This is a genomic window from Bacterioplanoides pacificum, from assembly GCF_042648445.1.
Taxonomy (GTDB): Bacteria; Pseudomonadota; Gammaproteobacteria; order Pseudomonadales; family Oceanobacteraceae; genus Bacterioplanoides; species Bacterioplanoides pacificum.
On record NZ_JBHRYB010000015.1, the window covers coordinates 128,749 to 154,358 of the forward strand.

Annotated in this window: 19 protein-coding genes; 10 read left to right on the forward strand and 9 right to left on the reverse strand. The window is 53.2% G+C overall.

Annotated features, from left to right (window positions below; translation table 11 throughout):
• Window positions 1-62 precede the first annotated feature (62 nt).
• Complete coding sequence (gene nrdA / locus ACFOMG_RS15545; RefSeq protein ID WP_376867965.1) at window positions 63-2,339, reverse strand: class 1a ribonucleoside-diphosphate reductase subunit alpha; 2,277 nt, start codon at window positions 2,337-2,339, stop codon at window positions 63-65.
• Window positions 2,340-2,736: 397 nt separating this feature from the next.
• On the opposite strand from nrdA, the gene ACFOMG_RS15550 reads away from it, so the two are divergent.
• A complete protein-coding gene (locus ACFOMG_RS15550; RefSeq protein ID WP_376867967.1) occupies window positions 2,737-3,477 on the forward strand; it encodes a response regulator in 741 nt (246 codons plus the stop codon).
• A gap of 70 nt (window positions 3,478-3,547) precedes the next feature.
• Entirely contained in the window at window positions 3,548-5,056 is a 1,509-nt protein-coding gene (locus tag ACFOMG_RS15555; protein ID WP_376867968.1) for an ATP-binding protein, read from the forward strand.
• A 213-nt stretch (window positions 5,057-5,269) separates the two neighbouring features.
• On the opposite strand, the gene ACFOMG_RS15560 is transcribed toward ACFOMG_RS15555, so the two are convergent.
• On the reverse strand, window positions 5,270-6,196 hold the full coding sequence (locus ACFOMG_RS15560; protein WP_376868085.1) for a LysR family transcriptional regulator: 927 nt from the start codon (window positions 6,194-6,196) through the stop codon (window positions 5,270-5,272).
• A gap of 46 nt (window positions 6,197-6,242) precedes the next feature.
• Window positions 6,243-7,793 carry a methyl-accepting chemotaxis protein gene (locus tag ACFOMG_RS15565; protein WP_376867970.1) on the reverse strand — a complete coding sequence of 517 codons (1,551 nt, stop codon included), beginning with the start codon at window positions 7,791-7,793 and terminating at the stop codon, window positions 6,243-6,245.
• Between the two features lie 127 nt (window positions 7,794-7,920).
• On the opposite strand from ACFOMG_RS15565, the gene glpK reads away from it, so the two are divergent.
• Entirely contained in the window at window positions 7,921-9,408 is a 1,488-nt protein-coding gene (gene glpK / locus ACFOMG_RS15570; protein WP_376867971.1) for a glycerol kinase GlpK, read from the forward strand.
• A 112-nt stretch (window positions 9,409-9,520) separates the two neighbouring features.
• A complete protein-coding gene (locus ACFOMG_RS15575) occupies window positions 9,521-10,624 on the forward strand; it encodes a GGDEF domain-containing protein (RefSeq protein ID WP_376867972.1) in 1,104 nt (367 codons plus the stop codon).
• Between the two features lie 32 nt (window positions 10,625-10,656).
• On the opposite strand, the gene ACFOMG_RS15580 is transcribed toward ACFOMG_RS15575, so the two are convergent.
• Window positions 10,657-11,400, reverse strand: coding sequence for a glutathione peroxidase (locus ACFOMG_RS15580; RefSeq protein WP_376867973.1), 744 nt, complete (start codon window positions 11,398-11,400; stop codon window positions 10,657-10,659).
• Window positions 11,401-11,562: 162 nt separating this feature from the next.
• Here ACFOMG_RS15580 and ACFOMG_RS15585 point away from each other — a divergent pair, with 162 nt between their 5' ends.
• Window positions 11,563-11,937, forward strand: coding sequence for a hypothetical protein (locus ACFOMG_RS15585; RefSeq protein WP_376867975.1), 375 nt, complete (start codon window positions 11,563-11,565; stop codon window positions 11,935-11,937).
• Between the two features lie 30 nt (window positions 11,938-11,967).
• Here the strand turns inward: ACFOMG_RS15585 and ACFOMG_RS15590 are convergent, their stop codons facing one another.
• Window positions 11,968-13,320 carry an OmpP1/FadL family transporter gene (locus ACFOMG_RS15590; RefSeq protein ID WP_376867976.1) on the reverse strand — a complete coding sequence of 451 codons (1,353 nt, stop codon included), beginning with the start codon at window positions 13,318-13,320 and terminating at the stop codon, window positions 11,968-11,970.
• Between the two features lie 263 nt (window positions 13,321-13,583).
• Between ACFOMG_RS15590 and ACFOMG_RS15595 the strand changes: the two genes are divergently transcribed.
• Window positions 13,584-14,324 carry a sugar nucleotide-binding protein gene (locus ACFOMG_RS15595; protein ID WP_376867978.1) on the forward strand — a complete coding sequence of 247 codons (741 nt, stop codon included), beginning with the start codon at window positions 13,584-13,586 and terminating at the stop codon, window positions 14,322-14,324.
• 36 nt (window positions 14,325-14,360) lie between these two features.
• Here ACFOMG_RS15595 and ACFOMG_RS15600 read toward each other — a convergent pair whose 3' ends face one another.
• The 4 genes from ACFOMG_RS15600 to leuS all read right to left on the reverse strand — a co-directional run bounded on the left by ACFOMG_RS15600 (window position 14,361) and on the right by leuS (window position 19,393).
• Window positions 14,361-14,957 (reverse strand): hypothetical protein, encoded by a 597-nt coding sequence (locus ACFOMG_RS15600; RefSeq protein ID WP_376867980.1) that lies wholly within the window; start codon window positions 14,955-14,957, stop codon window positions 14,361-14,363.
• Between the two features lie 204 nt (window positions 14,958-15,161).
• Window positions 15,162-16,166, reverse strand: coding sequence for a DNA polymerase III subunit delta (gene holA, locus ACFOMG_RS15605; protein WP_376867981.1), 1,005 nt, complete (start codon window positions 16,164-16,166; stop codon window positions 15,162-15,164).
• The gene (locus tag ACFOMG_RS15610) at window positions 16,163-16,693 is read right to left on the reverse strand and encodes an LPS-assembly lipoprotein LptE (protein WP_376867983.1); all 531 of its coding nucleotides are present in this window, start codon (window positions 16,691-16,693) and stop codon (window positions 16,163-16,165) included. Before ACFOMG_RS15610 ends, holA begins: the two co-directional genes overlap by 4 nt.
• Window positions 16,694-16,795: 102 nt before the next feature.
• Complete coding sequence (gene leuS / locus ACFOMG_RS15615; protein ID WP_376868087.1) at window positions 16,796-19,393, reverse strand: leucine--tRNA ligase; 2,598 nt, start codon at window positions 19,391-19,393, stop codon at window positions 16,796-16,798.
• A gap of 321 nt (window positions 19,394-19,714) precedes the next feature.
• Here leuS and ACFOMG_RS15620 point away from each other — a divergent pair, with 321 nt between their 5' ends.
• The 4 genes from ACFOMG_RS15620 (at window position 19,715) to ACFOMG_RS15635 (ending at window position 25,598) form a co-directional block, all read left to right on the forward strand.
• Window positions 19,715-20,347, forward strand: coding sequence for a c-type cytochrome (locus ACFOMG_RS15620; RefSeq protein ID WP_376867985.1), 633 nt, complete (start codon window positions 19,715-19,717; stop codon window positions 20,345-20,347).
• The gene (locus ACFOMG_RS15625) at window positions 20,316-21,617 is read left to right on the forward strand and encodes a phospholipase D family protein (protein ID WP_376867986.1); all 1,302 of its coding nucleotides are present in this window, start codon (window positions 20,316-20,318) and stop codon (window positions 21,615-21,617) included. Before ACFOMG_RS15620 ends, ACFOMG_RS15625 begins: the two co-directional genes overlap by 32 nt.
• Complete coding sequence (locus ACFOMG_RS15630) at window positions 21,607-21,855, forward strand: hypothetical protein (RefSeq protein WP_376867987.1); 249 nt, start codon at window positions 21,607-21,609, stop codon at window positions 21,853-21,855. Before ACFOMG_RS15625 ends, ACFOMG_RS15630 begins: the two co-directional genes overlap by 11 nt.
• A 77-nt stretch (window positions 21,856-21,932) precedes the next feature.
• On the forward strand, window positions 21,933-25,598 hold the full coding sequence (locus ACFOMG_RS15635) for a hydantoinase B/oxoprolinase family protein (RefSeq protein WP_376867989.1): 3,666 nt from the start codon (window positions 21,933-21,935) through the stop codon (window positions 25,596-25,598).
• Window positions 25,599-25,610 lie beyond the last annotated feature (12 nt).

Sequence of the window (25,610 nt, forward strand, 5' to 3'; positions counted from 1 at the left end):
CACTGCCGAAGCGAAACGCTCCGGCAGATCGGGGGTGGATAATATTCAGTTGTCAGTGTGTATTAGATCTTACAAGCGCCGCCGGCACAATCGTCGTCTTCCTGTTCAACGCTATTCTGCGGATCTTCCATACCATCGCGGGTATTGTGGTAATACAGGGTTTTCAGGCCGTTCTTGTAGGCGGTCAGCAGGTCTTTTAACAGCTGCTGCATCGGTACCTTGCCACCAAAGCGCGACGGGTCGTAGTTGGTGTTGGCCGAAATCGCCTGATCGACGAATTTCTGCATAATGCCCACCAGTTGCAGATATCCCTGGTTACTTGGAATCTGCCACAACAACTCATAGTTGTTTTTCAGCTGGTCATAATCCGGTACAACCTGCTTCAGGATGCCGTCTTTGCTTTGTTTCACGCTGATATAACCGCGCGGTGGCTCAATGCCGTTGGTGGCATTACTGATCTGGGATGACGTTTCTGAAGGCATCAGAGCGGTTAGCGTGGAGTTACGCAGGCCGTGCTCCTGGATTTCTTTACGCAGGCTTTCCCAGTCGTAGTGCAGAGGTTCATCGCAGAAACTATCGACTTCTTTTTTGTAGCTGTCGATCGGCAATACGCCCTGAGCATAAGTTGTGTCGTCGAACAGCTCACATTTGCCCTGTTCTTTCGCCAGCTGGTTGGAGGCACGCAGTAACCAGTACTGAATGGCTTCAAAGGTACGGTGAGTCAGACCATTAGCGCTGCCGTCGGAGTATTTCACTCCGTTTTTCGCCAGGTAATAAGCATAGTTAATTACACCGACACCCAGCGTACGGCGACCGAGGCTGGCACGTTGTGCTGCCTTGACCGGGTAGTCCTGGTAACTCAGCAGGCTGTCGAGGGCACGCACGATCAGGTCGGCTAATTCTTCCAGTTCGTTCAGGTCATCAACCTTGCCGAGGTTAAACGCCGCCAGGGTACACAGTGCGATTTCACCGTTTTCGTCGTTGATTTCGTTCAGTGGTTTGGTTGGCAGTGCAATTTCCAGACACAGGTTGGACTGGCGAACCGGAGCGCGTTTCGGGTTGAACGGGCTGTGGGTGTTACAGTGGTCAACGTTTTGAACGTAGATACGGCCGGTGCTGGCACGCTCCTGCATCATGGCAGAGAACAGGTCGACCGCTTTAACGGTTTTTTTGCGGATGCTGTCATCGGCTTCGTATTTGGCGTACAGCTGATCGAACAGTTCCTGATCTTCAAAGAATGCGTCGTACAGGCCCGGCACATCGGACGGCGAGAACAGCGTGATATTACCGTTTTTGATCAGTCGCTCGTACATGGCCTTGTTGATCTGCACGCCATAATCAAGGTGACGTACGCGGTTTTCTTCAACACCACGGTTATTTTTCAGTACCAGCAGGCTTTCGACTTCCAGATGCCAGATCGGGTAGAACAGGGTTGCTGCGCCGCCCCGTACACCGCCCTGAGAGCAGGATTTAACGGCGGTCTGGAAATGCTTGTAGAATGGGATACAGCCGGTATGGAAAGCTTCACCACCACGGATCGGACTGCCCAGAGCACGGATACGGCCGCCATTGATACCAATACCGGCTCGCTGGGAAACGTATTTAACGATGGCGCCGGCGGTGGCATTGATAGAGTCCAGGCTGTCACCGGCTTCGATCAGCACGCAGGAGCTGAACTGGCGGGTTGGCGTACGGACGCCCGACATAATCGGCGTTGGCAATGACAGCTTAAAGGTAGAAACAGCATCGTAAAAACGCTTGATGTAATCCAGACGACGCTCTTTGTCGTAGGAAGCGAACAGGCAGGCTGCGATTAACACGTACAGGAACTGAGCACTTTCGTACACTTCACCGGTCACCCGGTTCTGGACCAGATATTTACCTTCCAGCTGTTTAACCGCAGCGTAGCTGAAGTTCATATCGCGGGAATGGTCGATAAAGTGGTCCATCGCGGCAAATTCTTCGGCGCTGTAATCGCTCAGCAGGTGTTCATCGTAACGCTGAGCGTCGACCATACGTTTGACATGATCGTACAGTGCCGGTGGCTCGAACTGGCCATACGCTTTTTTGCGCAGGTGGAAAATATTCAGCCGGGCTGCGAGGTACTGGTAATCCGGTGCCTCTTCAGAAATCAGGTCGGCGGCTGCCTTGATCAGGGTTTCGTGGATTTCAGAGGTCTGAATGCCATCAAAAAACTGCAAATGTGCCTTCAGTTCAACTTCGGATACGGACACCTTATCCAGGCCATCAGCGGCCCAGGTAACGACTTTGTGAATTTTATCCAGATCAAGAGATTCCTGACGCCCGTCACGTTTGCTGACTTTGAGCTCGCTGTTCATGCTGTTAGTGCCTGTATTCAAGGGAAAATACTCCATCTATCCCTGATAGAAACGAATTGAGTCCTTTAGATATTGACGCCGCCTGGAAAACCCTGTAGATGCTCGGCTAAGTGACTGAGTTATCGACAGATTTTTAAAGGCGAAGCACAAGATAATGCGGTGCAGGTGGGTTTTCAACCCCAATATATTGTGGGTATCGCAAAATCGGTGTGGATAACTTGTGCGTAGCTGGTGGACATCGTTTTTATAGTTTTCTGTAGCCGTTGCTGTGCCTGAATGTGATACAAAATGGCATCAAAGGAAATGTTTTTTAGTTACTATGCAACAAAGCGTAACTGGGTCTAAAGTTATAAGCAAAAGGCCGAGGGGCGAAGTATTTTAGGAATGGTGGAGAACCATGGTGAAACAAGAAAATGGTCAAAACCCGGAAGAGAACTGGCGTATTCTGATCGTTGAAGATGATGAGCGACTGGCCACACTGACCAAAGACTATCTGGAAAGTAATGGCCTGAAGGTTTCCGTCGAGGGTGATGGCAGCCGTGCCATTGAGCGCATCAAAACCGAGCAGCCGGATCTGGTGGTGCTGGACCTGATGTTGCCGGGCGAAGATGGCCTGGCAGTGTGTCGTATTGTGCGGCCATATTATAAAGGGCCGATTCTGATGCTGACGGCCCGGACTGAGGACCTGGATCAGGTGCTGGGGCTGGAAATGGGGGCTGACGATTACGTCGCCAAACCGGTACGGCCACGGGTATTGCTGGCCCGGATCCGAGCCTTATTGCGCCGGGTAAAAGACGAGCCGGAACATGAAGAAGTTGAAACCGGTGGTGAAAACCGTCTGACCTTTGGCAATCTGGTGGTGGACAACGCCATGCGTGAGGCCTGGCTGGATGGTCAGAGCATCGATCTGACCAGTGCCGAGTTTGATTTATTATGGCTGCTCAGTTCCAGCGCCGGACGTGTTCTGACCCGGGAAGAAATTTTCCATCAGCTGCGCGGCATTGAATACGACGGTCAGGATCGTTCGATTGATGTACGGGTGTCGCGCATCCGGCCAAAAGTCGGTGATGATCCGATGAATCCAAAACGTATTAAAACAGTACGTTCCAAGGGTTATTTGTTCGTTAAGGAAATCTGAGGGCACGATTATTTTTATCCGGGTTTATACCGGGCTGCTGGCAGCATTGTTGGTGGTTGGCCTGTTATGTATGGCTGCCCTGCAGCTGGTCAACTTTGTCCGGACTTCTCAGTTTAACGAAGATATCGTCAGCGGCAGCCTGTATATGCTGGCCCAGCGGCTGGAAGAAAATCCGGCAGCACTGGATGAGTTGTCGGCGCTGTTTGATGCCGATATGCGGTTGCTGCCCTTGCTTGATAAAGCCAACGATCTCGATGAATACCAGATCAACCGCCTGAGACGCGGCCAGGCGCTGATTTTCCGTACTAATCAGGGACGCAGTGTGCGTTTATTGAAAGCGCTCAGTGATCAGCGGCTGCTGTACGTGGAACTGAATGCAGTGACGGATATTCAGGCACAGGCAGCGGCTTTCCTGCTGATGCAGGATTTTCGTCGCAGTGGTCTGGCGATCGAAGACTTTCTGCAACAGATGCAGCCGCACTTTGGTTTCCCGCTGCGTGTTATGCCCTTCAATGATTTATATCTGACGGAAACCGATGTTGGCCGGCTGTTTTATGGCGATATTCTGGTGCGCATATCCATTGAAGGCAATAAAGCTGAGGCACTGGCCAAATTACCGGGGGAAAACCGGGCGCTGGTGATGGGACCGATCAACGCGTTTAACCCGTATTCCTGGCAGGCGATTGTGGTGATTGCCATCATCGGCATTATGCTGATCGGCCTGGGGGTATATTGGGTGGTGAATTCCTTCGAAATCCGTCTGCGTAAACTGGAACAGGCGACCAGCCGGCTGGCACAGGGCCATCTGAATGCCCGGGTGGCGGTGACTTCGGGCGATCCCGTCAGTCGTTTAGGCTCTGCCTTTAACAAAATGGCGGAACATATTCAGCGTCTGATTTCGATTCAGCGGGAAATGGTACGTGCGGTGTCACACGAGTTACGCACGCCGGTGGCACGCATTCGTTTTGGTGTGCAGATTATCGAAGACACCTTGTTTGATGATCCCTTTGTGGCGAAGCAGCTGAAGGGGATGGATTCTGATATTCAGGAACTGGATGAGCTGATTGATGAGATTCTGACCTATGCCCGGCTGGAAGAGGGTGGGCCGATTCTGGATTTTCAGCGGGTCAATATCGCTGATATTGCCGTGCAGGTTGTGGAAGAGGCACGACCGCCGGAAAAAGTGACCGTGGCTTACACCGGTGCTCAGCCGGATGGTAGCCAGATGGCGGAAGTGGAACCCCGCTATGTGCATCGCGCGATCCAGAATCTGGTGGGTAATGCCGGACGTTACGCCAGTTCCCGGGTATTGGTCAGCTGCAGTGTGGGCAGTGATACCTGCCGGGTGGATGTTGAAGACGACGGTCCCGGTATTCCGGAAGAAGAATGGGATCGGGTCTTTACCGCGTTCGCCCGGCTGGATGACAGCCGTACCCGGGCATCCGGTGGCTATGGTCTGGGTTTGTCGATTGTGCGGCGTATAGCCTATTGGCATGGTGGTCGGGCGATGGTGTCACGCAGCGAGCGTTTAGGCGGCGCCAAGTTCAGTCTGATCTGGCCACGGCGTCATCAGGAGTAACAAATCAGACAACAGCCGTATACACTTGGTTACACTTAACTACGTATTCGCTACAGACCTAACAGAGCCTTAACGGCAATATAGTTCCTGCGTATCCCTAGGAGACGTGGTGAGAATGTAGCGAAGAAATTCGCTTTTTTGGGGCTCAAATTTTGAGCCCTTTTTTTTGCCTTCAATTCTGAGTTTCTGCGGCCACCTGGCCAGGCTGATAACTCAGCCTTCCCCGGCAACCGGCACAATGCCCGGTAAATGTTTAAAGCAGGTTTGTAATGCCTGATCAAAAAAATCCTGAATAAAGGCACTGTCTTTTTGTTCGTTACGTACCGCGGCATACAGAGTGGGCCAGACACCGTCTTTGCCCAGTGGCCGGCAGCTGACCAGGCTGGCATCCAGGTACGGCTGCAGTGCCCAGTTGGGTAAACAGGCAACCCCACGCCCGCTGGCAACCAGCTGCACCATCATCAGCGTGAGTTCGGTCTCACGGGTTGCTTGTGGCTCAATACCCTGAGGAGTCAGAAAACGTTCGAAGATATCCAGTCGTTTACGGTCGACTGGATAATGAATCAGGGTTTCGTTTGTCAGATCGGCCGGTTCAATCGCCTGACGGTTTGCCAGTGGATGTTGATTGGCAACGGCCAGCATCGACTGGTAACGGAACAGTGGCTGATAATGAATATCGCCGTGTGGATGGGGGTCTGAAGTGACCACCAGGTCGATATCTCCGCGGATCAGAGCCGGAATCGGTTCGAAATTAAAGCTGGTACTGAGATCAATCTCCACCTCGGGCCAGTGGTCGCGAAAGCTGTTAATCGCCGGCATCAGCCAGTCGAAACAGCTGTGGCATTCGATCGCCATATGCAACCGGCCGGCATCACCACCGGCCAGTTTTTTCAGGTTGCGTTCTGTGTGTTGCAGCTGAGGCAATATCTTGTCGGCCAGTTGCAGTATTTCCAGCCCGGCGCGGGTGAACTGCAGCGGTTTGGTTTTTCGCAGAAACAAAGAAATACCGAGGCGTTCTTCAAGGTCTTTCAGTTGGTGGGATAACGCGGACTGGGTCAGGTGAAGGCGACGCGCCGCCTCGACCAGAGTACCACCGTCCCTCAGGGCGGTGAGGGTACGGAGGTGTTTGGTATCCAGAATGGACATGAGTAATTCTCAGGTTTTTACATCTTTAAATGTTAAACCTTCATAACCGCTGTTGGAAGCGACGAATGATATTGCTTTGCTGATGCATCAGTTGTGACAGGGTTTCACACTGGTGGTGCATCTCTCCGGCAATGGTTTCAGCATCCTGCGACAGGCTTTCAAGTTGTTGCAGGCTGCTGCCAATTTCATGCACGTCCTGATTCTGCTGTTGCACTGTGTTGTTGTTGCTGCCGTTCAGCTGGTTAATGGTGCTCAGATCCTGACGGATCGCCTGAAATACTTCGGTGACCTGCTGTGCCTGATCCAGCGTTGACTGGGTTGATTGCTGGCCACGTTCCATCTGTTCGACGGCGTGCTGACTGTGTTGATTCAGGCCATTGACGATGGTCTGAATTTCACCGGCCGATTCCTGAGTACGCTGTGCCAGGTGCCGCACTTCGTCGGCAACCACAGCAAACCCCCGTCCCTGCTCACCGGCGCGGGCAGCTTCAATAGCGGCGTTCAGCGCCAGCAGGTTGGTTTGTTCGGCGATATTGGTGATGGCCTGCAAAAAGTTATTCACCGCCTGGGTTTCTTCTGCCAGAGCGCTGATGGCTTCTGCGGTCGAACTCAGTTGTTGTTGTAAATCGCTGCTTTGCTCCATCATCCGCGCTACCGTATGTTCGCCGCGGGTGACGGTGGCGGAAGAGGTATCGCTGGCACTGGCTGATTGACTGCTGTTGTCGAGCAGTTGCCCGGTTGCGGTCGCAATGTTCTGGCTGGTGTGTTCAACCTGGCTGGTATGAATACGTTGCTGACGGACTTTTTCCAGTGTTTGTTGCGACAAGGTCAGGGTTTCAGTAGCGCTGTTCAGCAGTTCCTGAGTATTGTCAGAAATACGTGTCAGTGCCGTTTGCTGGCTGCGTTCCTGGGCATATAACGCATAGTCAACCTGACCCTGAAGGTCGGAACGACCGGTATAAATCCAGGCTAATAAGTCTGAATCGGCAATGCTTTGCGCACTGCGACGGAGGGCGTTGTGCTGACGCCACTGATAGCCGCTGCTGAGCGTTGCCAGCATTAAGGCCAGCAGAATCAGCCAGGCCGGGGTGCTGCCGGCCAGCAGTGCCACCAGGAGTAACAGCCAGGGAGTAAGCGGATGTTGGGCGCCTTGTTTCAGGGTATTTATCGCGTTGTTGTTTTTACCCCGGTTCAGGCGCTGGTAGGCCTGTTCGGCACGCTGGATCTGTTCTCGTTTGGGTTTGATGCGGACGGATTCATAACCGGCGATCTGCTGACCGTCGTAAATCGGGGTGACATAAGCATCAACCCAGTAGTGGTCGCCGTTTTTGGCGCGGTTTTTAACCAGTCCCATCCAGTGTTTACCGGATTTCAGCGTTGTCCACATGTCGGCAAACGCAGCGACCGGCATATCCGGGTGGCGCACCAGGTTGTGTGGTGAACCTAATAATTCATCCTCAGAAAAACCACTGATATCGATAAAGTCCTGATTACAGTGGGTGATGACACCTTTCAGATTGGTCGAAGAAACCAGATGGGCATCGTCGTGCAGAGGGATATCCCGTTGGCTGACCGGTTGGTTGTTGCGCATAAGTCGTTGGTATTTCAGCAGTAAACAGGGCTTAACTATAGTTCAGTTTGCGCCAGCTGCCGGAAAACTGTTTGGTTGCAACGGGGCATGACAGTAATATTCGCGCCATAATAAAGAGGAACTCATCATGCCACGTTACATTCTCAGCCTGGATCAGGGGACAACCAGCTCCCGTGCCATCGTTTTTTCTGATCAGGGAACCATTATTGCCAGCGGCCAGCAGGAATTCAGCCAGCACTTTCCACAGCCTGGCTGGGTTGAACATGAGCCCCAGGAAATCTGGCAAACCACGCTCAGCAGTGCCCGCCAGGCCATCGCGGAAGCGGGGTGTCTGGCCAGTGATATTGCTGCGATCGGGATTACCAATCAGCGTGAAACAACCCTGATCTGGGATCGCAACACCGGAGAGCCGGTGTATCCGGCGATTGTCTGGCAGGACCGACGTACCGCTGATCAGTGCCTGGCTCTGAAACAACAGGCCGGACTGGAAGATAAAATTAATAAAAAAACCGGTTTGTTACTCGACCCGTATTTCTCGGCCACTAAAATCAGCTGGATCCTGGACAATGTTGAGGGCGCCAGAGAACGGGCGGAGCGCGGAGAGCTGGCTTTTGGCACCGTCGACAGTTTTTTATTGTGGCAGCTCAGTGGCGGTGAATGTCATGCCACCGATGCTACCAATGCGTCACGCACCCTGTTGTTCAATATTCACAGTCAGCAGTGGGATGACGAATTATTAGAAACCTTCCGGGTGCCGGCCGCTTTATTACCGCAGGTAAAAGACAGTGCCGCCGACTTTGGTAATGCACAATCTAAGTGGCTGGGCGCCGAAATTCCGGTTGCCGGTATTGCCGGTGATCAGCAGGCAGCGCTGATTGGTCAGGCCTGCTTCCAGCCGGGAATGGCAAAAAGTACCTACGGTACCGGCTGTTTTATGATGATGAACACCGGCAACAAAGCGCTGCATTCCAGTCATCGGTTGCTGACAACCGTGGGGTATCGGCTTAACGGGGAAACCACCTATGCCCTGGAAGGATCTATTTTTATGGCCGGAGCGACCATTCAGTGGATTCGCGATGGCCTGCAACTGATCTGTAATGCCCGGGAAACTCAGCCGCTGGCTGAACAAACCGGGTATGAAAATCCGGTGTATATGGTGCCGGCTTTTGCTGGTTTAGGAGCGCCGTATTGGGACCCACAAGCCAAAGGCGCCATTATGGGTCTGACCCGGGACACCGGCATTAAAGAGATCGTGACGGCTGGTTTGCAGGCGGTGTGTTACCAGACCCGGGACCTATTAGAAGCCATGGCCGAAGATGGTGTTAAGCCAGCCGCTTTGCGGGTCGATGGCGGTATGGTTGTGAACGCCTGGCTGGTGCAGTTTCTGGCTGACACGCTGGCCATCAGTATTGCCCGGCCGCAGGTGACGGAAACCACAGCGCTGGGGGCGGCTTTCCTGGCGGGTTTGCAGGTTGGCATTTTCAGCAGTCTGGAACAACTGGCTGAACTGTGGGTGCATGAGCAGGCATTTGAACCCAGTCTGCCGGAAGAGGCTCGCGAGCGCCTCTATCAGGGCTGGATTGATGCGGTTAACCGGGTGCGGGTAGATGCCTGATGCAGCCTAGCGTAATGACAAAGGTTACTTTGGTTATTTTACGTAATATGACATAGCTGTTTGTGCCCGAATCTCTATAATCGAGGCTTGTTCTGATGCACGGGAAGCACAGGTGGGGCAACTTCGCAGAGATATCATCCGTCGCCATGGTTTGGCAGCATCCGGCGCCCTGGTGTTCAGTTTATTATTCCTGGCAGGGTATTACCTGCAACTGACCCGGCTGTCGGGCAATCAACTGGTGTTGTTGCTCGGCAGTTTTTGGCTGATCCAGGCGGGATTGCTGTATTGGGTGTGCAGTGGCCGGGCCGAACGCTGTAAAGATCCCAGCCTGACCGTGCCTTTTATGCTGCTGTCGATCAGCTATTTCACCATTATGCTGATGTCTGCCCCGGCGTTACGCCCGGTATTACTGCTGGCTTATCTGACGGTCATGCCGTTTGGCGTCTTTCGCCTGACCTGGAAAGGTTATCTGGGTGTTGGTTTGTTCACCATGGCCTGTTATACCAGTGCCATTCTGTATTTTCAGTTTGATAGCGGCGGCTTATGGATTCCGCAGCTGGAAGCGTTTCTTGGCATCACCTTTTTCGCCTGCATTATGGCGTATACCGTAATGGGGCGGGAATTCACCATTCTGCGTGATGCTTACCGCCGTAAAAACCGGGAACTGCGTCGCGCAATGGTGCGTATTGAAGAGCTGGCGGTTACCGACGAATTAACCGGCTTGTTTAACCGCCGCTATTTGTTACGCACGCTGGAGAAGCAGCGGGCGTTGGCGGAGCGTGAAGGTTTACCGTTTGTGCTGGCATTTGTCGATATTGATCATTTTAAACAGATCAATGATCTGCACGGCCATAAAGTGGGTGATCAGGTACTGGCGGAGTTATCTGCGGTGTTGAAAATGTCGATCCGTGAGGTTGATCTGGCGGCCCGTTATGGCGGCGAAGAGTTTGTATTGCTGTTGAGTGGTCTGGCACTGGCGGATGCCGGCCAGGTGTTGGAACGTATTCGGTTACAGGTGATGGAACGAACGTTTTCACAGGCACAGATTCCTCTGACGGTATCGATTGGTGTGGCCCAGTACCATCCCGGAGAAGATGCCGATGAACTGCTGAATCGTGCCGACCGCCTGCTCTACGATGCCAAGCGCGGCGGTCGGAATCAGGTAAAAACAGAGACCTGCAGGGGGCCCGTCAGATCCCTCGCCGAACCGTCCTGATGCCCGGCCCGGGCTGCGTTGTTATGTTGTTATCAGGTGCGAGCCTGCAGATATTCTTCCAGCTCTTCACTGCCGCCGATATGCTGGCCGGCAACAAATATCTGGGGCACTGTTTCCCGGCCACTCATGGCGCGCAGACTGGTCAGGCTGGCATCGCGGCCTAATAACACTTCCTCAAATTTCAGTCCGGCCTGTGTTAACGCCTGCTTGGCTTTGCTGCAGAACGGACAGCCGGGTTTGGTGAATAAAGAAATGGACTGCGGTAACTCTGCATCGGCATTGATGTAATTCAGCATGGTATCGGCATCCGACACCTCAAACGGGTCGCCGGGTTTTTGTGGTTCGATGAACATCTTCGCCACCACGCCGTCTTTAACCAGCATGCTGTAACGCCAGCTGCGTTTCCCAAAACCGATGTCTGACTTATCCACTAACATACCCATGGCGGCGGTAAACTCACCATTACCATCCGGGATCATGCGGATATTGCCGGCCTCCTGATCGGCGGCCCAGGCGTTCATCACAAAGGTGTCGTTGACGCTGATACAAACGATCTCATCGACGCCGTTATCGGCGAACACGGCTGCCAGCTCGTTATAACGTGGCAAATGTGTGCTGGAGCAGGTTGGTGTAAAAGCGCCGGGCAGGGAAAATACCACTACGGTTTTGCCGTTAAAGATTTCATCACTGCTGATGCTGACCCAGTCTTCGCCAACCCGGGTTGGCCAGCTGACTGAGGGGACGGTTTGTCCTTCCTGATTGGTTAACGCCGTCATGAGTTATCCTCGTATTGATGTTGTGCTGATGTAATTTCCACAGTATGGCGGAAAAATTAAAATAAAATTAATAAATTAAATTAAATGTTTTGTTAGTTGATTTATATCAGAAAGACAGCGTTGGCCGCTTCGCTTTATAATGGTGCTTTTTGCGAGAACATTATGCTGATCGAAAACAGTTCCGATTTAATTCAGAGTGTTGAACAGGCTCAGCTGCCGTCTGGTAAGCCTGCAGATCTGGCGACCCTGGTGAATGGTCAGGTGCTGGTGGTCAGTGAAGATGCCCTGGCGGTGTATCGCAGTGTGGCGGATGTCAGTGATGAGCTGGGCAATGGTTTGCGGGCCAGTGTTTCGATTCCATCGGCTTATACCTTGCCTGTGCAGACTCAGGCATTTATCCAGGAACACCGGGCCGGTTATGTTGGCCTGAGTGACGGACGGGTGCTGCTGATTACCCTCAACGACGTACAGATGTTCCCGTCGAAGCAGGATGCGCTGCGTAATCAGAACGAAGTGGTGCGGCTGCCACTGGGTTAAGCGCTGACGCTAACCCAGTGGCTGGTGGGATTACAGCGCCCAGCGCAGGCCCAGCGCAAAGGAGTTGACGTCGGTGGTCACTTCACCATTCAGGCGGGAACCGGTTGAGGTCAGCTCATTCTGGTCGATATCACGGTTTTGCTGCAGGGTGTGCTGATAACCGGCATCCAGATCCAGTCCGTCGGAAATTTCGTAAGTCATACCCAGAGAAATGGCCCGGTAGTCGGCAAACGCAAAATCGATTTTGGCATTTTTATCGCCGATTGGCGTGCGGTCAAGCGCCATCCCGGTACGTACTGTCAGTTGCTCAGACAGCCGGTAGTTGGCCCCCAGAGCAAAACGGAAGCTTTCACGCCACTGGTGTTGTTGTGGTTCAGCGGTGAGCATAGCAACCGTGCTGTTGCGGCTTTCAATATTCAGCTGATCAAAGCGCGACCATTTGGTCCACTGTACGTCCGATTGCAGCGTCAGGTTGCCGAACTCCTGAGAATAACTCAGGTTAGCGCTTTCCGGCGTGGTGATCTGTACACTGCCGCGGGCGCTGGTGTTTTCCAGGCCAGCCAGTGAAGTGAAGCCGGCGGCGCTGTCACTGAAACTGACGGCGGCACTGCCTTTCAGGTCATGTACCACCCGCGAGCGGTAGTTAATGCCCAGGCGGCCGCCATGATCAAACTGTGTCAGTGCTCCGGCGGTAAAACCAAAGGCAACATTATTGCCTTCCAGTACAAATAAGCCATCGTGGGTGTTGTTGCCCAGTTCCGCCGGATCAACGCCCAGGTTGGCACACGTGCTGGCATCCAGCTCACCAAGGCAGAGTGCCGTGGTATTGATGGCGGTGGCCATCTTGGCGTTCATATACTGAGCGATCACGCTCAGGCCCATGGAGGTGGACTCTGTCAGCTGAAACGCAAAAGATGCACCGGCGTCGATACCGGTAATTTCACTTTCGGTAACCGCGTAACGGGCGACTGAATTATCACCAAAGTCGGTGCCGGTCGCGTAGGGCGCATTAATAAACGCCCCAAAGGCCAGGGTGTTATCCAGGTGGTTGACGTAATACAGAGTGGGTAACAGATCGAAGTTATCGGCTTCGGCTTTGTCGCCCTGAATCGCAGTTGTACCGACACCGGTGGTGGCATCACCTTTAAATTCGGATTGTACCGAAATGGCCGACAGGTTAATGGCCAGCTCTTCGCGGGTGGCCAGCATCGCCGCCGGGTTGTAGGCGGCAACGGAGGCATCGCTGATGGCAGCGGCACCGGCAGAAAAAGCATCCCCTAAACGAATAGCCGATTGTTCATCGACATAAAATCCCTGGGCATAACCATTGGATGCGGCAATGGCTGCAACCGCAGCAGCCAGTGTTTTTATTTTTGTCATCATAAACTCCTCAGACAGGTAGGCGCATTTTATTATATTGGTACTAAAGTACATCAATGAATTTGTGTGTAAAGCATCAAAACTGATAACTGCGCACTTTTCCGTGACTTTGGCTGCATTGACCGGGAAGCGGGGCATGGTTATCTTGGCGTCTGTTTTTCAGAGTGAGAAGTGTGGTGGCGAGCAGTAGTTTTCAGACTTTTATAATTGGTGCCAATCAACCGGTCGGCCAGTTCCTCAGCCGGAGCCTCAGTCAGCAGGGGTTAATGTATAAAAGTATTGCGCTGGAAAGCCGTGATAAGTTGCCCGCGATGTCAGCTGGCCGGCCTTTTTTTGTTCTGACACCGTCATTATTGGATGTGGTGGATCTGGAGCATGCTGAGTTCTGGCTGGAGCGTGCTCAGGAAATGGACGCCTGTGTCATTCTGCTGTCGTCCATGGCGGTGTATCGCTATCGGGCGGGGATGGCGCTGGCGGAAGATGATGAGGAATTTGCGGATTCTGAACTGGCGCAACAGGTTGTGGCGCTGGAGGCCAAAGCGCGCCAAAACGAACGTCATGTGATTCTGCGTGCCGGGCAGTCGGTATCTCTGCAGGGGGAGGATTTTGCCAGCCAGATTCTTGCCCGTGCACGGGAACATCAGCCACTGGATATGGATATGCAACGACTGTTTTGTCCGACTCCGGTGGATGATACGGCGGATGTGATTCTGGCCATGATGCGTCAGCTGGTGTGTAGCGATGAGTTGTTTGGCACCTATCACTTCAGTGGTGTTGAGGCGGTGTCGTCATTTGCTTTTGCTGAGGTTTTATTGGCTCAGGCGGGTCAGTATGAAGACTTTACCGAGGTTAAACTCGGTTCTCAGGAGGGCGGTATGATGCCTGTGGTGTGGACATCGGAATCCGATAATACCCGTTTATTCCATACCTTTGGTATTCAGGCTAAAGCCTGGCGCCAGGGGGTGTCGCGCCTGCTTCAGAAGTATTACCGGATCGAAGAACAATAACAGAGTTGGCAAATCAGCATTAAACTGTCTGGCCGTTCAGGCCAGATTTAATGCCGCGGACTCCTGATACAGTGCCATCAGTTTATCGGTAATGACAGTACGAATGCCCTCGCGCTCCAGGCTGGATAAGGAATTCAGTTCACTCAGACGCAGGCGATTCAGGTGCAGGCATGGCAGCTTGTCGTTGAATTCCCGCAGATCGCCTTTCATCAGTACCGGCAGGAACGGATCGTCGCTGTTGGAGCGGCGTAAAATCTGACGCATGCCTTCCTGGAATGGAATTGGCACGGAGCGCACATTTTTGTTTTTGTGCGAAATCACCAGATACAGGCCCTGCTTGCCAATCAGGTTACCAGGGATAACATGCAGACCGGTTGACTGAACGGCATTGGCGTTCAGATGGCTGAAGGTATCGTGGAAGGCATACGGGTCTGGCAGAATCACCATCTGACGGTCCGCTTCTTCCGGAAAGAAAATGCTGTAGTTGGTATACAGTTGTTTTACGGAGGATGAAAATACACACAAACGGTTCTCAAACTGTTTGACGAAGTTCATCGCACGCTGATGCTGGTTAAGGGAATGGAGATCCCAGACCAGGTCTGTATTTTGTTGGTTTACTGCCGCATTGTTCATTTAATCTACCCCTGTTCATCAGATCTGCTTACCTGATGGATATCTTACATAGTAATCAATTCTGTCTATTTATCTACATCCATTGCCGTCCATTGCCAGAAGGTGACGTAAATTGTCACCACATTGTGAAGCAGGTCACTTTGTTATTGGTAAGTATGCGCCGGGAGGGGGAATAATGGTGTGCGTTTTTCGTTGTTTTACAGGTTAACCAGTTGGCAGTTTTACACTCGTTAACAGCAGGGTTAACTCGCTTAACAATAACCACGGATCGTTACCGTCACCTTTGACAGCATTGTCAACAGCTTCGGCTTTTTGCAGCGCGTTATGCAGCTCTTTCAGGCCCAGTTGCTGCAGTGCTTTTTTGTAAGGTGGTTGCTGTTTTGGCCAGATATTGTGTTTTTTAAAGGCTTCACTGAGTTGTTGCCCGGATGTGTTTTTCAGGGCGATCAGCTGGCGGATTTTGCGGCTCAGTGCGCCGAGAATCATCAGCGGTTCAATGCCTTCGCCACGCAGGTGAGAAAGAATACGGCTGGCTTCGGCCTGTTTGCCCAGCAGGCAGGCGTCCGCCAGGCTGAAGGCATCAAACCGGGAGCTGTCACCGATGGCGTCGTTGATCATCTCTTCGCTGATGGTTTGCTGGCCGAGTAAACGCAGCTTTTCAATTTCCTGCACCGCCGCCAGCAGGTTACCTTCAGTCTGATGTGCCAGTGCGGCTAACGCGGCGGGCTCAGCCTGTAAGCCGGCCATCTGTAAGCGACGTTTCAGCCAGCCCGGGTACTGGTTGCGTTCAATCGGCCATACCGGCAGAAAAACACCGGCTTTGTCGACGGCTTTAAACCAGGCGCTGCGCTGTGCGGCGGCGTCCAGCCGGGGACAGACGATCAGCAGCAGGTTGTCGGGGTTGGGTTGTTTACACAAGTCCTGTAATGCCGCCCCCTTATCTGAAGGTTTGCCGTTCGCGATACGTACTTCCAGAATACGGCGGCTGGCGAACAGCGACATGGCGTTGGCTTCTTCGCGCAGGCCATTCCAGTCAAAACCGGCTTCGGCATGAAACAGCTCACGATCCTCGATACCTGCCTGGCGTGCGGCGGCGCGTATTTCGTCACAGGCTTCCATCACCAGTAAGGGGTCATCACCGGCGACCAGGTAGCAGGATGCCAGGCCTTTCTGCAGTGTGGCGCTGAGCTGATCCTGACGAATCTTCATGGCTGTGAACTTTCCTCTGCGTTGCTGGCCGGCAGCGGAATAAAAGCATCCGCTTTGGCTTTCTGCAGTCGTCGCATCAGTTTGCCAACCAGGTCTTTTTCTAATTCCCGGCGTTGTTTGGCTTCTTCACTGGCGGTACCCACGACATTATTGATGTCGTTGGTTAAGCGCCGCCGGGATTTGATCTGCAGCGGTAATTCGCTGTTGCGCTCAAGGTGCAGCAAGCGCGCATTTAACCGCCCGTTCAGTTCGTATTCGGCCACCTGGCCGGAACTGGTAACCGATAACGTACGTTTCTCAATATCGACGGCATCCACCTGCAGAATAGCTGGGGCGTCAGCGGCCATGTCGGTGAGCAGCACGTTGTTGAATTCCAGCTGCAGTTTCAGCTGTTGATTAAAGCTGTTGCTGGCCTGAGTCTGCAGGTACAGAACCCGGTACTCTTTTGGCAGTGGTGTGACACCGCGCAAATGCCAGCCGCAGGCGGTCAGCAATGAGAACATTAACATCCAGACTATGATTCGCATCTGCCGTTCCTTTTTGACTTTTGTAGGAGGGGACTCTGTCCCCGACCAAAGAGTTGTATTGATCATGTCGTGGACAAGGTCCGCTCCTACATGAAGCTTCGCCTAGTTAGCCACAATATTAACCAGCTTACCCGGCACCACAATTACCTTGCGCACGGTTTTGCCATCAATCTGTTTCTGTACCGCGGCATCCGCCATGGCCATGGCTTCCAGCTCGTCTTTTGTTGCACTGGCTGGCGCATCCAGTTTGGCGCGGACTTTACCGTTTACCTGAACCACCAGAACGATGCTGTCTTTCACCAGTGCGCTTTCGTCGACTTCAGGCCACTCGGCATCCAGTACCAGGCCGTCATGGCCAAAGGCCAGCCACAGTTCCTGGGCGATGTGAGGTGCCATTGGGCTGAGCATACGCACAACGGCGTTCAGGCCTTCGCTTACCACACTGCGTTCGCCGGCGTCGTTCAGATCCAGTTTCTGCAGGGTATTCATCAGCTCCATAATGGCGGCGATGCCGGTGTTAAACGAATAACGACGGCCGATGTCATCACTGACTTTCTGAATGGTTTCGTGCACCTTACGACGTGCGTCTTTGGCGTTTTTATTCAGCTGATCCGCAGCAACGGTCGAGCGATCTTCCTGTTGCAGCAGCTCGAAGCTTAAGCGCCATACCCGCTGCAGGAACTTTTGCGCACCCTGAACACCGTTTTCAGACCACTCCAGCGTTTGCTCCGGGGGCGCTGCGAACATGGTGTACAGACGCACGGTATCGGCACCGTAGACATCAATGGCTTCCTGTGGATCGACGCCGTTGTTCTTCGACTTCGACATCTTAATCATGCCTTCGTGCTTCAGCTCCTGACCATTCCAGCTGGCTTTGATCAGGCGACCTTTTTCGTCACGTTCAGCTTCCACGTCTTTTGGTGCTACATATTCTTTACCGCCGTTGTCGTTCTGATAGCTGAAGGCATCGGCCAGTACCATGCCCTGACACAGCAGGCTGGCAAATGGCTCATCACCTTTAACCAGACCCACATCACGCATCAGCTTGTGGAAGAAGCGGGCATACAATAAGTGCAGAATGGCGTGTTCGATTCCACCGATGTATTGGTCAACCGGCAGCCAGTAATCGGCCTCTAACGGATCCACCATCTGAGTGTCGTCCCACGGAGAGCAATAACGGGCGTAATACCACGACGACTCCATAAAGGTGTCGAAGGTGTCGGTTTCACGGAATGCCTGCTCGCCTTCGAATTCGATGTTTTCGAATGCCGGGTTGTTTTTGATCGGGCTGTTAACGCCGTCCATCACCACGTCGGTTGGCAGCTCAATCGGCAGCATATCCGCCGGAGTAGGTACCTGCTCACCGTTGGCCTTGTTGATCATCGGAACCGGGGTACCCCAGTAACGCTGACGGCTAACGCCCCAGTCGCGCAGACGGTAGTTGGTTTTGACCTGGCCTTTGCCGGCGTCAGTCAGCCATTTGGCGATGGCATCAAAAGCGGCGTCGAATTCCAGGCCGTCAAATTCGCCGGAGTTCACCAGCTTACCTTTTTCAGTAAAGGCTTCTTCCGCCAGGTTAATCTCTTCACCGTTTGCCGGTTCGATCACCTGGTTGATTTCCAGACCGTATTTCTGAGCGAACTCAAAATCACGTTGATCGTGTGCCGGTACCGCCATCACGGCACCGGTGCCGTAATCCATCAGTACGAAGTTAGCGACCCAGATCGGCACTTCTTTGCCGGAAATCGGGTGAATCGCCGTCAGGCCAGTAGCATGGCCTTTCTTCTCCATGGTGGCGATATCCGCTTCGGCGGTGCCACCTTTTTTGCATTCTTCAATAAACTCAGCCAGTTCGGCATTGCCTTCAGCCGCTTCAGCAGCCAATGGGTGGCCGGCGGCAACCGCCACGTAGCTCACGCCCATTAAGGTATCCGGGCGTGTGGTGTACACCTCAAGGGTTTCTTCTTTTCCTTGCTCTTCACCTTCTCTCTTTATACCAAAGTGCAGTTCAACGCCCTGACTCTTACCAATCCAGTTGCGCTGCATGGCAACCACCTGCTCCGGCCAGCCTTCCAGCTGATCGAGGTCGTTGAGCAGTTCTTCGGCGTAATCGGTAATGCGGATAAACCACTGCGGAATTTCTTTACGCTCAATCGGGGTGTCACAACGCCAGCAGCAGTTGTCGATCACCTGCTCGTTAGCCAGTACGGTTTTATCGTGCGGACACCAGTTCACCGCCGAGACTTTTTTATAAGCCAGGCCTTTCTCAACCAGCTGGGTAAAGAACCATTGTTCCCAGCGGTAATATTCCGGCTTACAGGTGGCCAGTTCGCGGTTCCAGTCGTAACCAAAGCCCAGTGATTTCAGCTGGCCTTTCATATAGGCGATGTTTTCGTCGGTCCACTTACCCGGTGCGGTGTTGTTTTTGATCGCGGCATTTTCGGCCGGCAGACCAAACGCATCCCAGCCCATCGGCTGCATCACGTTTTTGCCCTGCATCCGCTGGTAGCGCGAAATCACGTCACCGATGGTGTAGTTACGCACATGGCCCATATGCAGTCGGCCACTGGGGTAGGGGAACATCGACAGGCAATAAAACTTTTCTTTATTGGCATCGACTACGGCTTTAAAGACCTGCTTTTCTTCCCACTGTTGCTGAATGGCAGCTTCAATGGCTTTGGGTTGATAAGTCTCTTGCATCATGGCGTCACTACAGATTCTGATCGGGGCCTGTTTCCAGACACGAATAATAAGAAGGAATAATAAAGCGCGAAAGTTTACCTGAAACCGCTGCGGGTTCACACCAGATAACGTGTTTCGGCCGTTGGCCGGCTGGCAGATCTGGTCCGCGACCTAAGTACGGCGTGATTTTGGGTATTTATAAAGGACAGAATAGTGATTCTTGATGCAGGTCAGGCAAGGTGATAATTTCAACAGCTTGGCGAGCATTGTCCCTTGGCCTGCGCCGACATCCCGCGTATTTTCGCGTCTCATCATGTAAAAAACAGAAAAACCGTACATATGAAGCAATTACTCCGCACCCTGCTGACCGCCATTTGTTGTGTGGCCCTGCCGGCGGCCGCTGAAACAGCGGAAGACATGCTGGTGGAAATGAATCTGATCCAGAACAATACTGCGCTGATGCAGGCGGCGGTTGAAGATGGCCGTGAACGTGGCCAGCTGTGTTTCCGTTGTCACGGTGATGATGGTAATTCCAAGCGGGATTATATTCCTAATCTGGCCAGTCAGAATGCCCTGTATCTGTTCACCCAGTTTGAACATTTTGCCAACGGCAGCCGCAAAGATTATGTGATGAGTAAGCTGGCCGGTCACCTGAGTAAAGATGACCGCATCGCCATTGCCATTTATTTTTCCCAGAATCCGGTTACCCCACGGCAGCAGCCGGTTGAGAGTAATCCCAGGGGTGAAAAGCTGTATAAGTCGATGTGTTTCGCCTGTCACGGCAGTGACGCTCATGGCAGTCAGCAATACCCACGCATTGCCGGTCAGCCGTATGAATATCTGGAACTGACGCTGATGAAGTTCCTGCACAAAGATCCGGAACGTAAAAACTCACCTATGTCGTCGGTGGTGCAGAATCTCAGCGAACAGGAACTGAAAGATGTGGCCGCCTATGTGGCGCATATGCCATAACCTTTCAGCATTCATCGTACTGGCGGGCTGCCTCAGCAGCTGCGCCGGTTTCCCGCAGTATTCCCATCCTGCTGCCGATTATTATTCAGCCGCCCCGGCCGAATCGCCGTTTTTATCCTGGCAACCGCACAGCACCACTACCGGCCAGGAAGCACAGTTATCGTTATTGGCGGATGGCCTGGAGGCTTTTCTTGCCCGTCTGGTGCTGATCCGCAATGCGCGCCAGAGTCTGGATCTGCAATATTACCTGTACCACGATGACCTTACCGGCCGGGTATTAACCCTGGCGTTGTTGCAGGCCGCTGATCGTGGGGTGCGGGTGCGTTTATTACTGGATGATATGACCAGTCGCGGCAAAGACGGTCCGCTTGCGGTACTGGCGGTGCACCCAAATATTGCCGTCCGGCTGTTTAATCCGTTCCGGCGTGATTATTCCCGCGAGTTGCAGTTTATCAGCCGTTACGGTGTCTCAACCCGGCGGATGCATAACAAAGCGCTGATCTCCGATAACCTGATGGCGCTGGTTGGAGGGCGCAATATCGGTGATGAATATTTTAATGCCGCCCGTGATGATGTGATTTTTGGTGATCTGGATGTGTTGTTCAGTGGCCCGGTGGTGAGCGACAGCTCCGCCTTGTTTGATCGTTACTGGAACAGCCCGCTCACGTTTCCGGTACAGCAGCTGAATCAATCTGCGGTCCGGCCACAGCAGCTGGAAGCCTTGCGCAGTGACCTGCAAAGCTGGGTTCAGCAACAGCAGCAACACCGCTATATTCAGGCGCTTAAACAACGTCTGGAGCTGCTGACCCATGAGGTCGGACGGCGTATGTATAACGGTCGTGCTTTTGTGCTGGCGGATACACCGGACAAACTGCTGCAGCCCGGCAGCGGGTCGGCGTTATTAACCGGTGTGCGTCAGTTGAGTGATCAGAGCCGCGAGAGTGTGTTGTTGGTGTCGCCTTATTTTGTTCCGGGGGAAGCCGGAGTTGCCTATCTGAAGCAGCTGGTGCAGCGGGGTTTGGAGGTCACGGTCTTAACCAATTCGCTGGCGGCAACGGATGTACCGGCGGTGCATTCGGCCTATAAACACTATCGCCGCGCCTTGTTACAGGCCGGAGTGGCGTTATGGGAGCTGAAGCCGGATTCCCGGGTCGGGCGGATTAGCCACTGGAGCGGTTCGTCGTCTGCCAGTTTACACGCCAAGATGTTAATTGCTGATCAGCGTTATCTGTTTGTCGGGTCGATGAATTTTGATCCGCGTGGTGCATAACACCGAAACCGGTTTGTTGATCGATCAGCCCCAGCTGGCGGCACATGCGTATCAGACATTGCTGGCGGAGCTGCCGCAGCAGGCTTATCGCCTGAGCTGGCAGCAGGGTCAGTTGCTGTGGCAGGAGGCCGGCGAAGGTGGCAAATCGCGGTGGTATCGCCGGGATCCCAAAGCTGGTGTGTGGCGTCGTTTACAGTCCTGGCTGCTGGGCTGGCTGCCGCTGGAGTCTGAGCTATAACGTTTGTATATGGTTGAACTCCGCCGGGTGGCTGCCTACTATCGGCTCTTTTGTGGCTGTTTGCAGGCGTTTTCTTCATGTCATTTCCCCGTCCTTCCGCTTCCGATACATCGTTATGGCAATTCTGGGTTGATCGTGGTGGTACCTTTACCGATATCGTCGCCCGCCGCCCGGATGGGCAGTTAATCAGCCGCAAATTATTGTCGGAAAATCCTCAGCATTATCCGGATGCCGCGGTGGAAGGTATTCGTCGGCTGCAGGCGGAATTTCCACAATTCGACGCACGGATTGATGCGGTAAAAATGGGCACGACGGTGGCCACTAATGCGTTGCTGGAACGTAAGGGGGAAAATACCTGCCTGTTAATCAGCCGCGGGTTGCGTGACCAGCTGGAAATTGGTTACCAGACCCGGCCGGATATTTTTGCCATTCATATTGACCAGCCGGATTTATTATACGGTTGTGTTTATGAGGCGCCGGAGCGGATATTAGCCGACGGCAGTATCGATATGCCGCTGGATGAAGAAGGGGTTCAGGTCATTCTGCGGGAAGTGCAGGAGGCGGGTTACCAGTCACTGGCGGTGGTGTTTATGCACGCCTATAAATACCCGCAACATGAATTGCAGGTAGAAAAAATTGCCCGGCAAATGGGCTTCAGTCAGATTTCTTTATCTCATCAGGTCAGCCCGCTGATTAAACTGGTGCCCCGCGGTGACACCACGGTCGCAGACGCGTATTTGTCTCCGGTATTAAAGCGCTACGTGCAACAGGTGAAAGACGGCTTAGCGCAACAAAGTGATGGCTGCGAAACCCGGCTGCAGTTTATGCAATCCAACGGTGGCCTGACCGATGCCGCTGCCTTTCATGGTAAAGATGCGGTGTTATCCGGCCCGGCCGGTGGTGTGGTGGGCATGGTGCGTACTGCGGCTGCGGATGGTTTTCATCAGCTGATTGGTTTTGATATGGGGGGCACCTCGACGGACGTCAGCCATTATGCCGGAAGTGCAGACGGCCAGGGAGATCTGGAACGTGAAACGGAAACCCAGGTGACCGGCATCCGGCTACGGGTGCCGATGATGAATATTCACACCGTGGCGGCCGGGGGTGGCTCCATCGTGAAATATGCAGACGGTCGTTTTCAGGTGGGGCCGGAATCTGCCGGCGCTTTTCCCGGACCGGCCTGTTACCGCAACGGAGGTCCGTTAACGGTGACTGACTGCAACGTTTTGCTGGGAAAAATTCAGCCGCAACATTTTCCCCGGGTGTTTGGTGAACAGCAAAATCAGCCGTTAGATAAGGCTGTAGTGGAACAGAAATTCCGTCAGTTATCAGAGCTGATTGAATGTCAGTCCGGCGAACAATTAACTCCGCAACAGATTGCTGAAGGGTTTTTAACCATCGCGGTGGATAATATGGCCAACGCGGTAAAAAAGATTTCCGTACAGCGTGGGTACGATATTCAGCATTATGCACTCAATGCTTTTGGTGGTGCCGGGGCTCAGCATGCGTGTTTAGTGGCAGACGCGCTCGGGATGGATAACGTTTATCTGCATCCGCTGGCCGGAGTGTTATCGGCTTATGGCATTGGTCTGGCGGAACAGCGCTGGTTAGGTGAAGACGCGGTGGAGCAGTGTTTAACAACCGATGCGACCCAAGCGCTGGAAAAAGCCGAACTGGCGTATCAGCAATTGGCTCAGCAGAGCGAGGTTCCACTGTCTGACGGCCGGCAACAACGTCGTGCTTATTGTCGCTATGACGGTTCTGATACCCATCTGTTGCTGCAATACGCTGATGCGCAAACAATGCGTGCGGAATTTGAACAACAACATCAGCAGTTATTTGGTTTTGTACACACGGATAAAAATCTGCTGCTGGATGCGGTACAGCTGGAAGTGGTGGCCGGTGGTTATCAGCCCGAAGTTTTAACTCTGGCAACGGCTGAAGCGGAAATAAAAGAACAGTGTGATTTATTCTCCGCCGGTCATAACCACCGGGTCGCTGTTTATCAGCGGGAGCAACTGCCCGCCGGTTTTACCTTAACAGGTCCGGCGCTGATTACCGACGCCAACAGCACCATTGTGCTGGAGCCGGGCTGGCGCCTGGAAGTTTTGCACAGCGGTGCGCTGGTACTGAAAAAATGTCGGCAAACAACAGCGCTGCCGGCGGCCTCAGAGGGAATTAAAAACGACCCGGTACGGCTGGAAATATTTAATAATATTTTTATGTCGGTGGCGGAGCAGATGGGCTTTGTGCTGGAAAAAACCGCTACCAGTGTCAACATTAAAGAGCGTCTGGATTTTTCCTGCGCCTTATTTGATCAGTGTGGTGAACTGGTCGCTAATGCGCCACATATTCCGGTGCATTTAGGCTCAATGAGTGAAAGCATTAAAGTGGTCATGAAAGATCATCAGGACATGCGACCCGGTGATGCGTTTGTGTTGAATACTCCCTATAACGGCGGTACGCATTTACCCGATGTAACCGTTGTGAAACCGGTGTTTGTCGGGCCTTCTGCGGCAGCCAGAAAACCAGATTTTTTTGTCGCTGCCCGTGGCCATCATGCTGACATTGGTGGCATTACCCCGGGTTCGATGCCGGCCAACAGCGGTCATATCGAACAGGAAGGGGTATTGCTTGATAACCTGGTACTGATGCGTGCGGGCGAGTTCCAGACGCACAGCATCATGACGGCGTTAACCTCGGCCCGTTATCCGGCTCGCAATCCGCAACAGAATATTGCCGATTTAATGGCACAGCTGGCAGCGTGTGAAAAAGGTGCCAGTGAATTATTGCGCGTCTGTGATGAATACGGGGTGGATACCGTATCTGCGTATATGCAATACGTACAGGATAATGCGGAACAAACACTGCGCGATTGCCTGAGTACGCTGGCGGATGGTCGTTTTTCTTACGATATGGATGACGGCACCCGTTTTACGGTCAGTATCGAAGTCAACACGGCAGAAAAAACAGCCCTGGTTGATTTCTCCGGCAGCGGTTACCGGCCTGATCAGTTAATGCACCCGGGAAACTTTAACGCCCCGACTTCTGTGGTTTATGCCGCGGTGTTATACAGCTTCCGTGCGCTGGTGGATAAAAACATGCCGCTGAATGCCGGGTTTTTCCGGCCATTAACCATTCGTGTTCCGGCGGCATCGGTGCTTGCCCCGGTTTATCCGGCGGCGGTGGTCTCCGGCAATGTGGAAACGGCACAATATCTGACGGATTGTATGATGGCGGCGCTGGGATTGATGGCCGGCTGTCAGGGTACCAATAATAATTTCACTTTTGGTGATGAGCAGCACCAGTATTACGAAACCCTGTGTGGCGGTACCGGAGCCAGTGCCAGGGGGGCTGGTGCCAGTGCGGTTCACAGCCATATGACCAACTCCCGGCTGACGGATCCGGAAATTCTGGAACAACGTTATCCGGTGATGCTGGAGTGGTTTCATATCCGGCCGATGTCCGGTGGTGAGGGGTATTATCCCGGGGGTGATGGTGTTGAACGTCATATCCGTTTTTTAAAAAATATGCGCGCCAATATCATCAGCGGCCACCGCCGGGTGCCGACCTTCGGACTCAACGGCGGAGGGCCGGGTCAGGTCGGCGTTAATTTTATTAAGCGCCATCAGGGACGGCTGGAACGGTTGTCAGGTTGTGCTGACGTGACTCTGGAAGCCGGTGATGTTTTCTGCATTCATACCCCGGGCGGTGGCGCTTTTGCGGCGAACACCACAGGTTAAAAAATGTAATCC

Bases quoted from the DNA above. Each gene is read 5' to 3' on its own strand.
- leuS (WP_376868087.1), bottom strand. From the start codon at position 19,393: ATGCAAGAGACTTATCAACCCAAAGCCATTGAAGCTGCCATTCAGCAA.
- glpK (WP_376867971.1), top strand. From the start codon at position 7,921: ATGCCACGTTACATTCTCAGCCTGGATCAGGGGACAACCAGCTCCCGT.
- ACFOMG_RS15590 (WP_376867976.1), bottom strand. From the start codon at position 13,320: ATGATGACAAAAATAAAAACACTGGCTGCTGCGGTTGCAGCCATTGCC.
- ACFOMG_RS15580 (WP_376867973.1), bottom strand. From the start codon at position 11,400: ATGACGGCGTTAACCAATCAGGAAGGACAAACCGTCCCCTCAGTCAGC.
- ACFOMG_RS15565 (WP_376867970.1), bottom strand. From the start codon at position 7,793: ATGCGCAACAACCAACCGGTCAGCCAACGGGATATCCCTCTGCACGAC.
- ACFOMG_RS15595 (WP_376867978.1), top strand. From the start codon at position 13,584: ATGTATAAAAGTATTGCGCTGGAAAGCCGTGATAAGTTGCCCGCGATG.
- nrdA (WP_376867965.1), bottom strand. From the start codon at position 2,339: ATGAACAGCGAGCTCAAAGTCAGCAAACGTGACGGGCGTCAGGAATCT.
- ACFOMG_RS15610 (WP_376867983.1), bottom strand. From the start codon at position 16,693: ATGCGAATCATAGTCTGGATGTTAATGTTCTCATTGCTGACCGCCTGC.
- ACFOMG_RS15600 (WP_376867980.1), bottom strand. From the start codon at position 14,957: ATGAACAATGCGGCAGTAAACCAACAAAATACAGACCTGGTCTGGGAT.
- ACFOMG_RS15555 (WP_376867968.1), top strand. From the start codon at position 3,548: ATGGCTGCCCTGCAGCTGGTCAACTTTGTCCGGACTTCTCAGTTTAAC.
- ACFOMG_RS15620 (WP_376867985.1), top strand. From the start codon at position 19,715: ATGAAGCAATTACTCCGCACCCTGCTGACCGCCATTTGTTGTGTGGCC.
- holA (WP_376867981.1), bottom strand. From the start codon at position 16,166: ATGAAGATTCGTCAGGATCAGCTCAGCGCCACACTGCAGAAAGGCCTG.
- ACFOMG_RS15635 (WP_376867989.1), top strand. From the start codon at position 21,933: ATGTCATTTCCCCGTCCTTCCGCTTCCGATACATCGTTATGGCAATTC.
- ACFOMG_RS15550 (WP_376867967.1), top strand. From the start codon at position 2,737: ATGGTGAAACAAGAAAATGGTCAAAACCCGGAAGAGAACTGGCGTATT.
- ACFOMG_RS15625 (WP_376867986.1), top strand. From the start codon at position 20,316: ATGTGGCCGCCTATGTGGCGCATATGCCATAACCTTTCAGCATTCATC.
- ACFOMG_RS15585 (WP_376867975.1), top strand. From the start codon at position 11,563: ATGCTGATCGAAAACAGTTCCGATTTAATTCAGAGTGTTGAACAGGCT.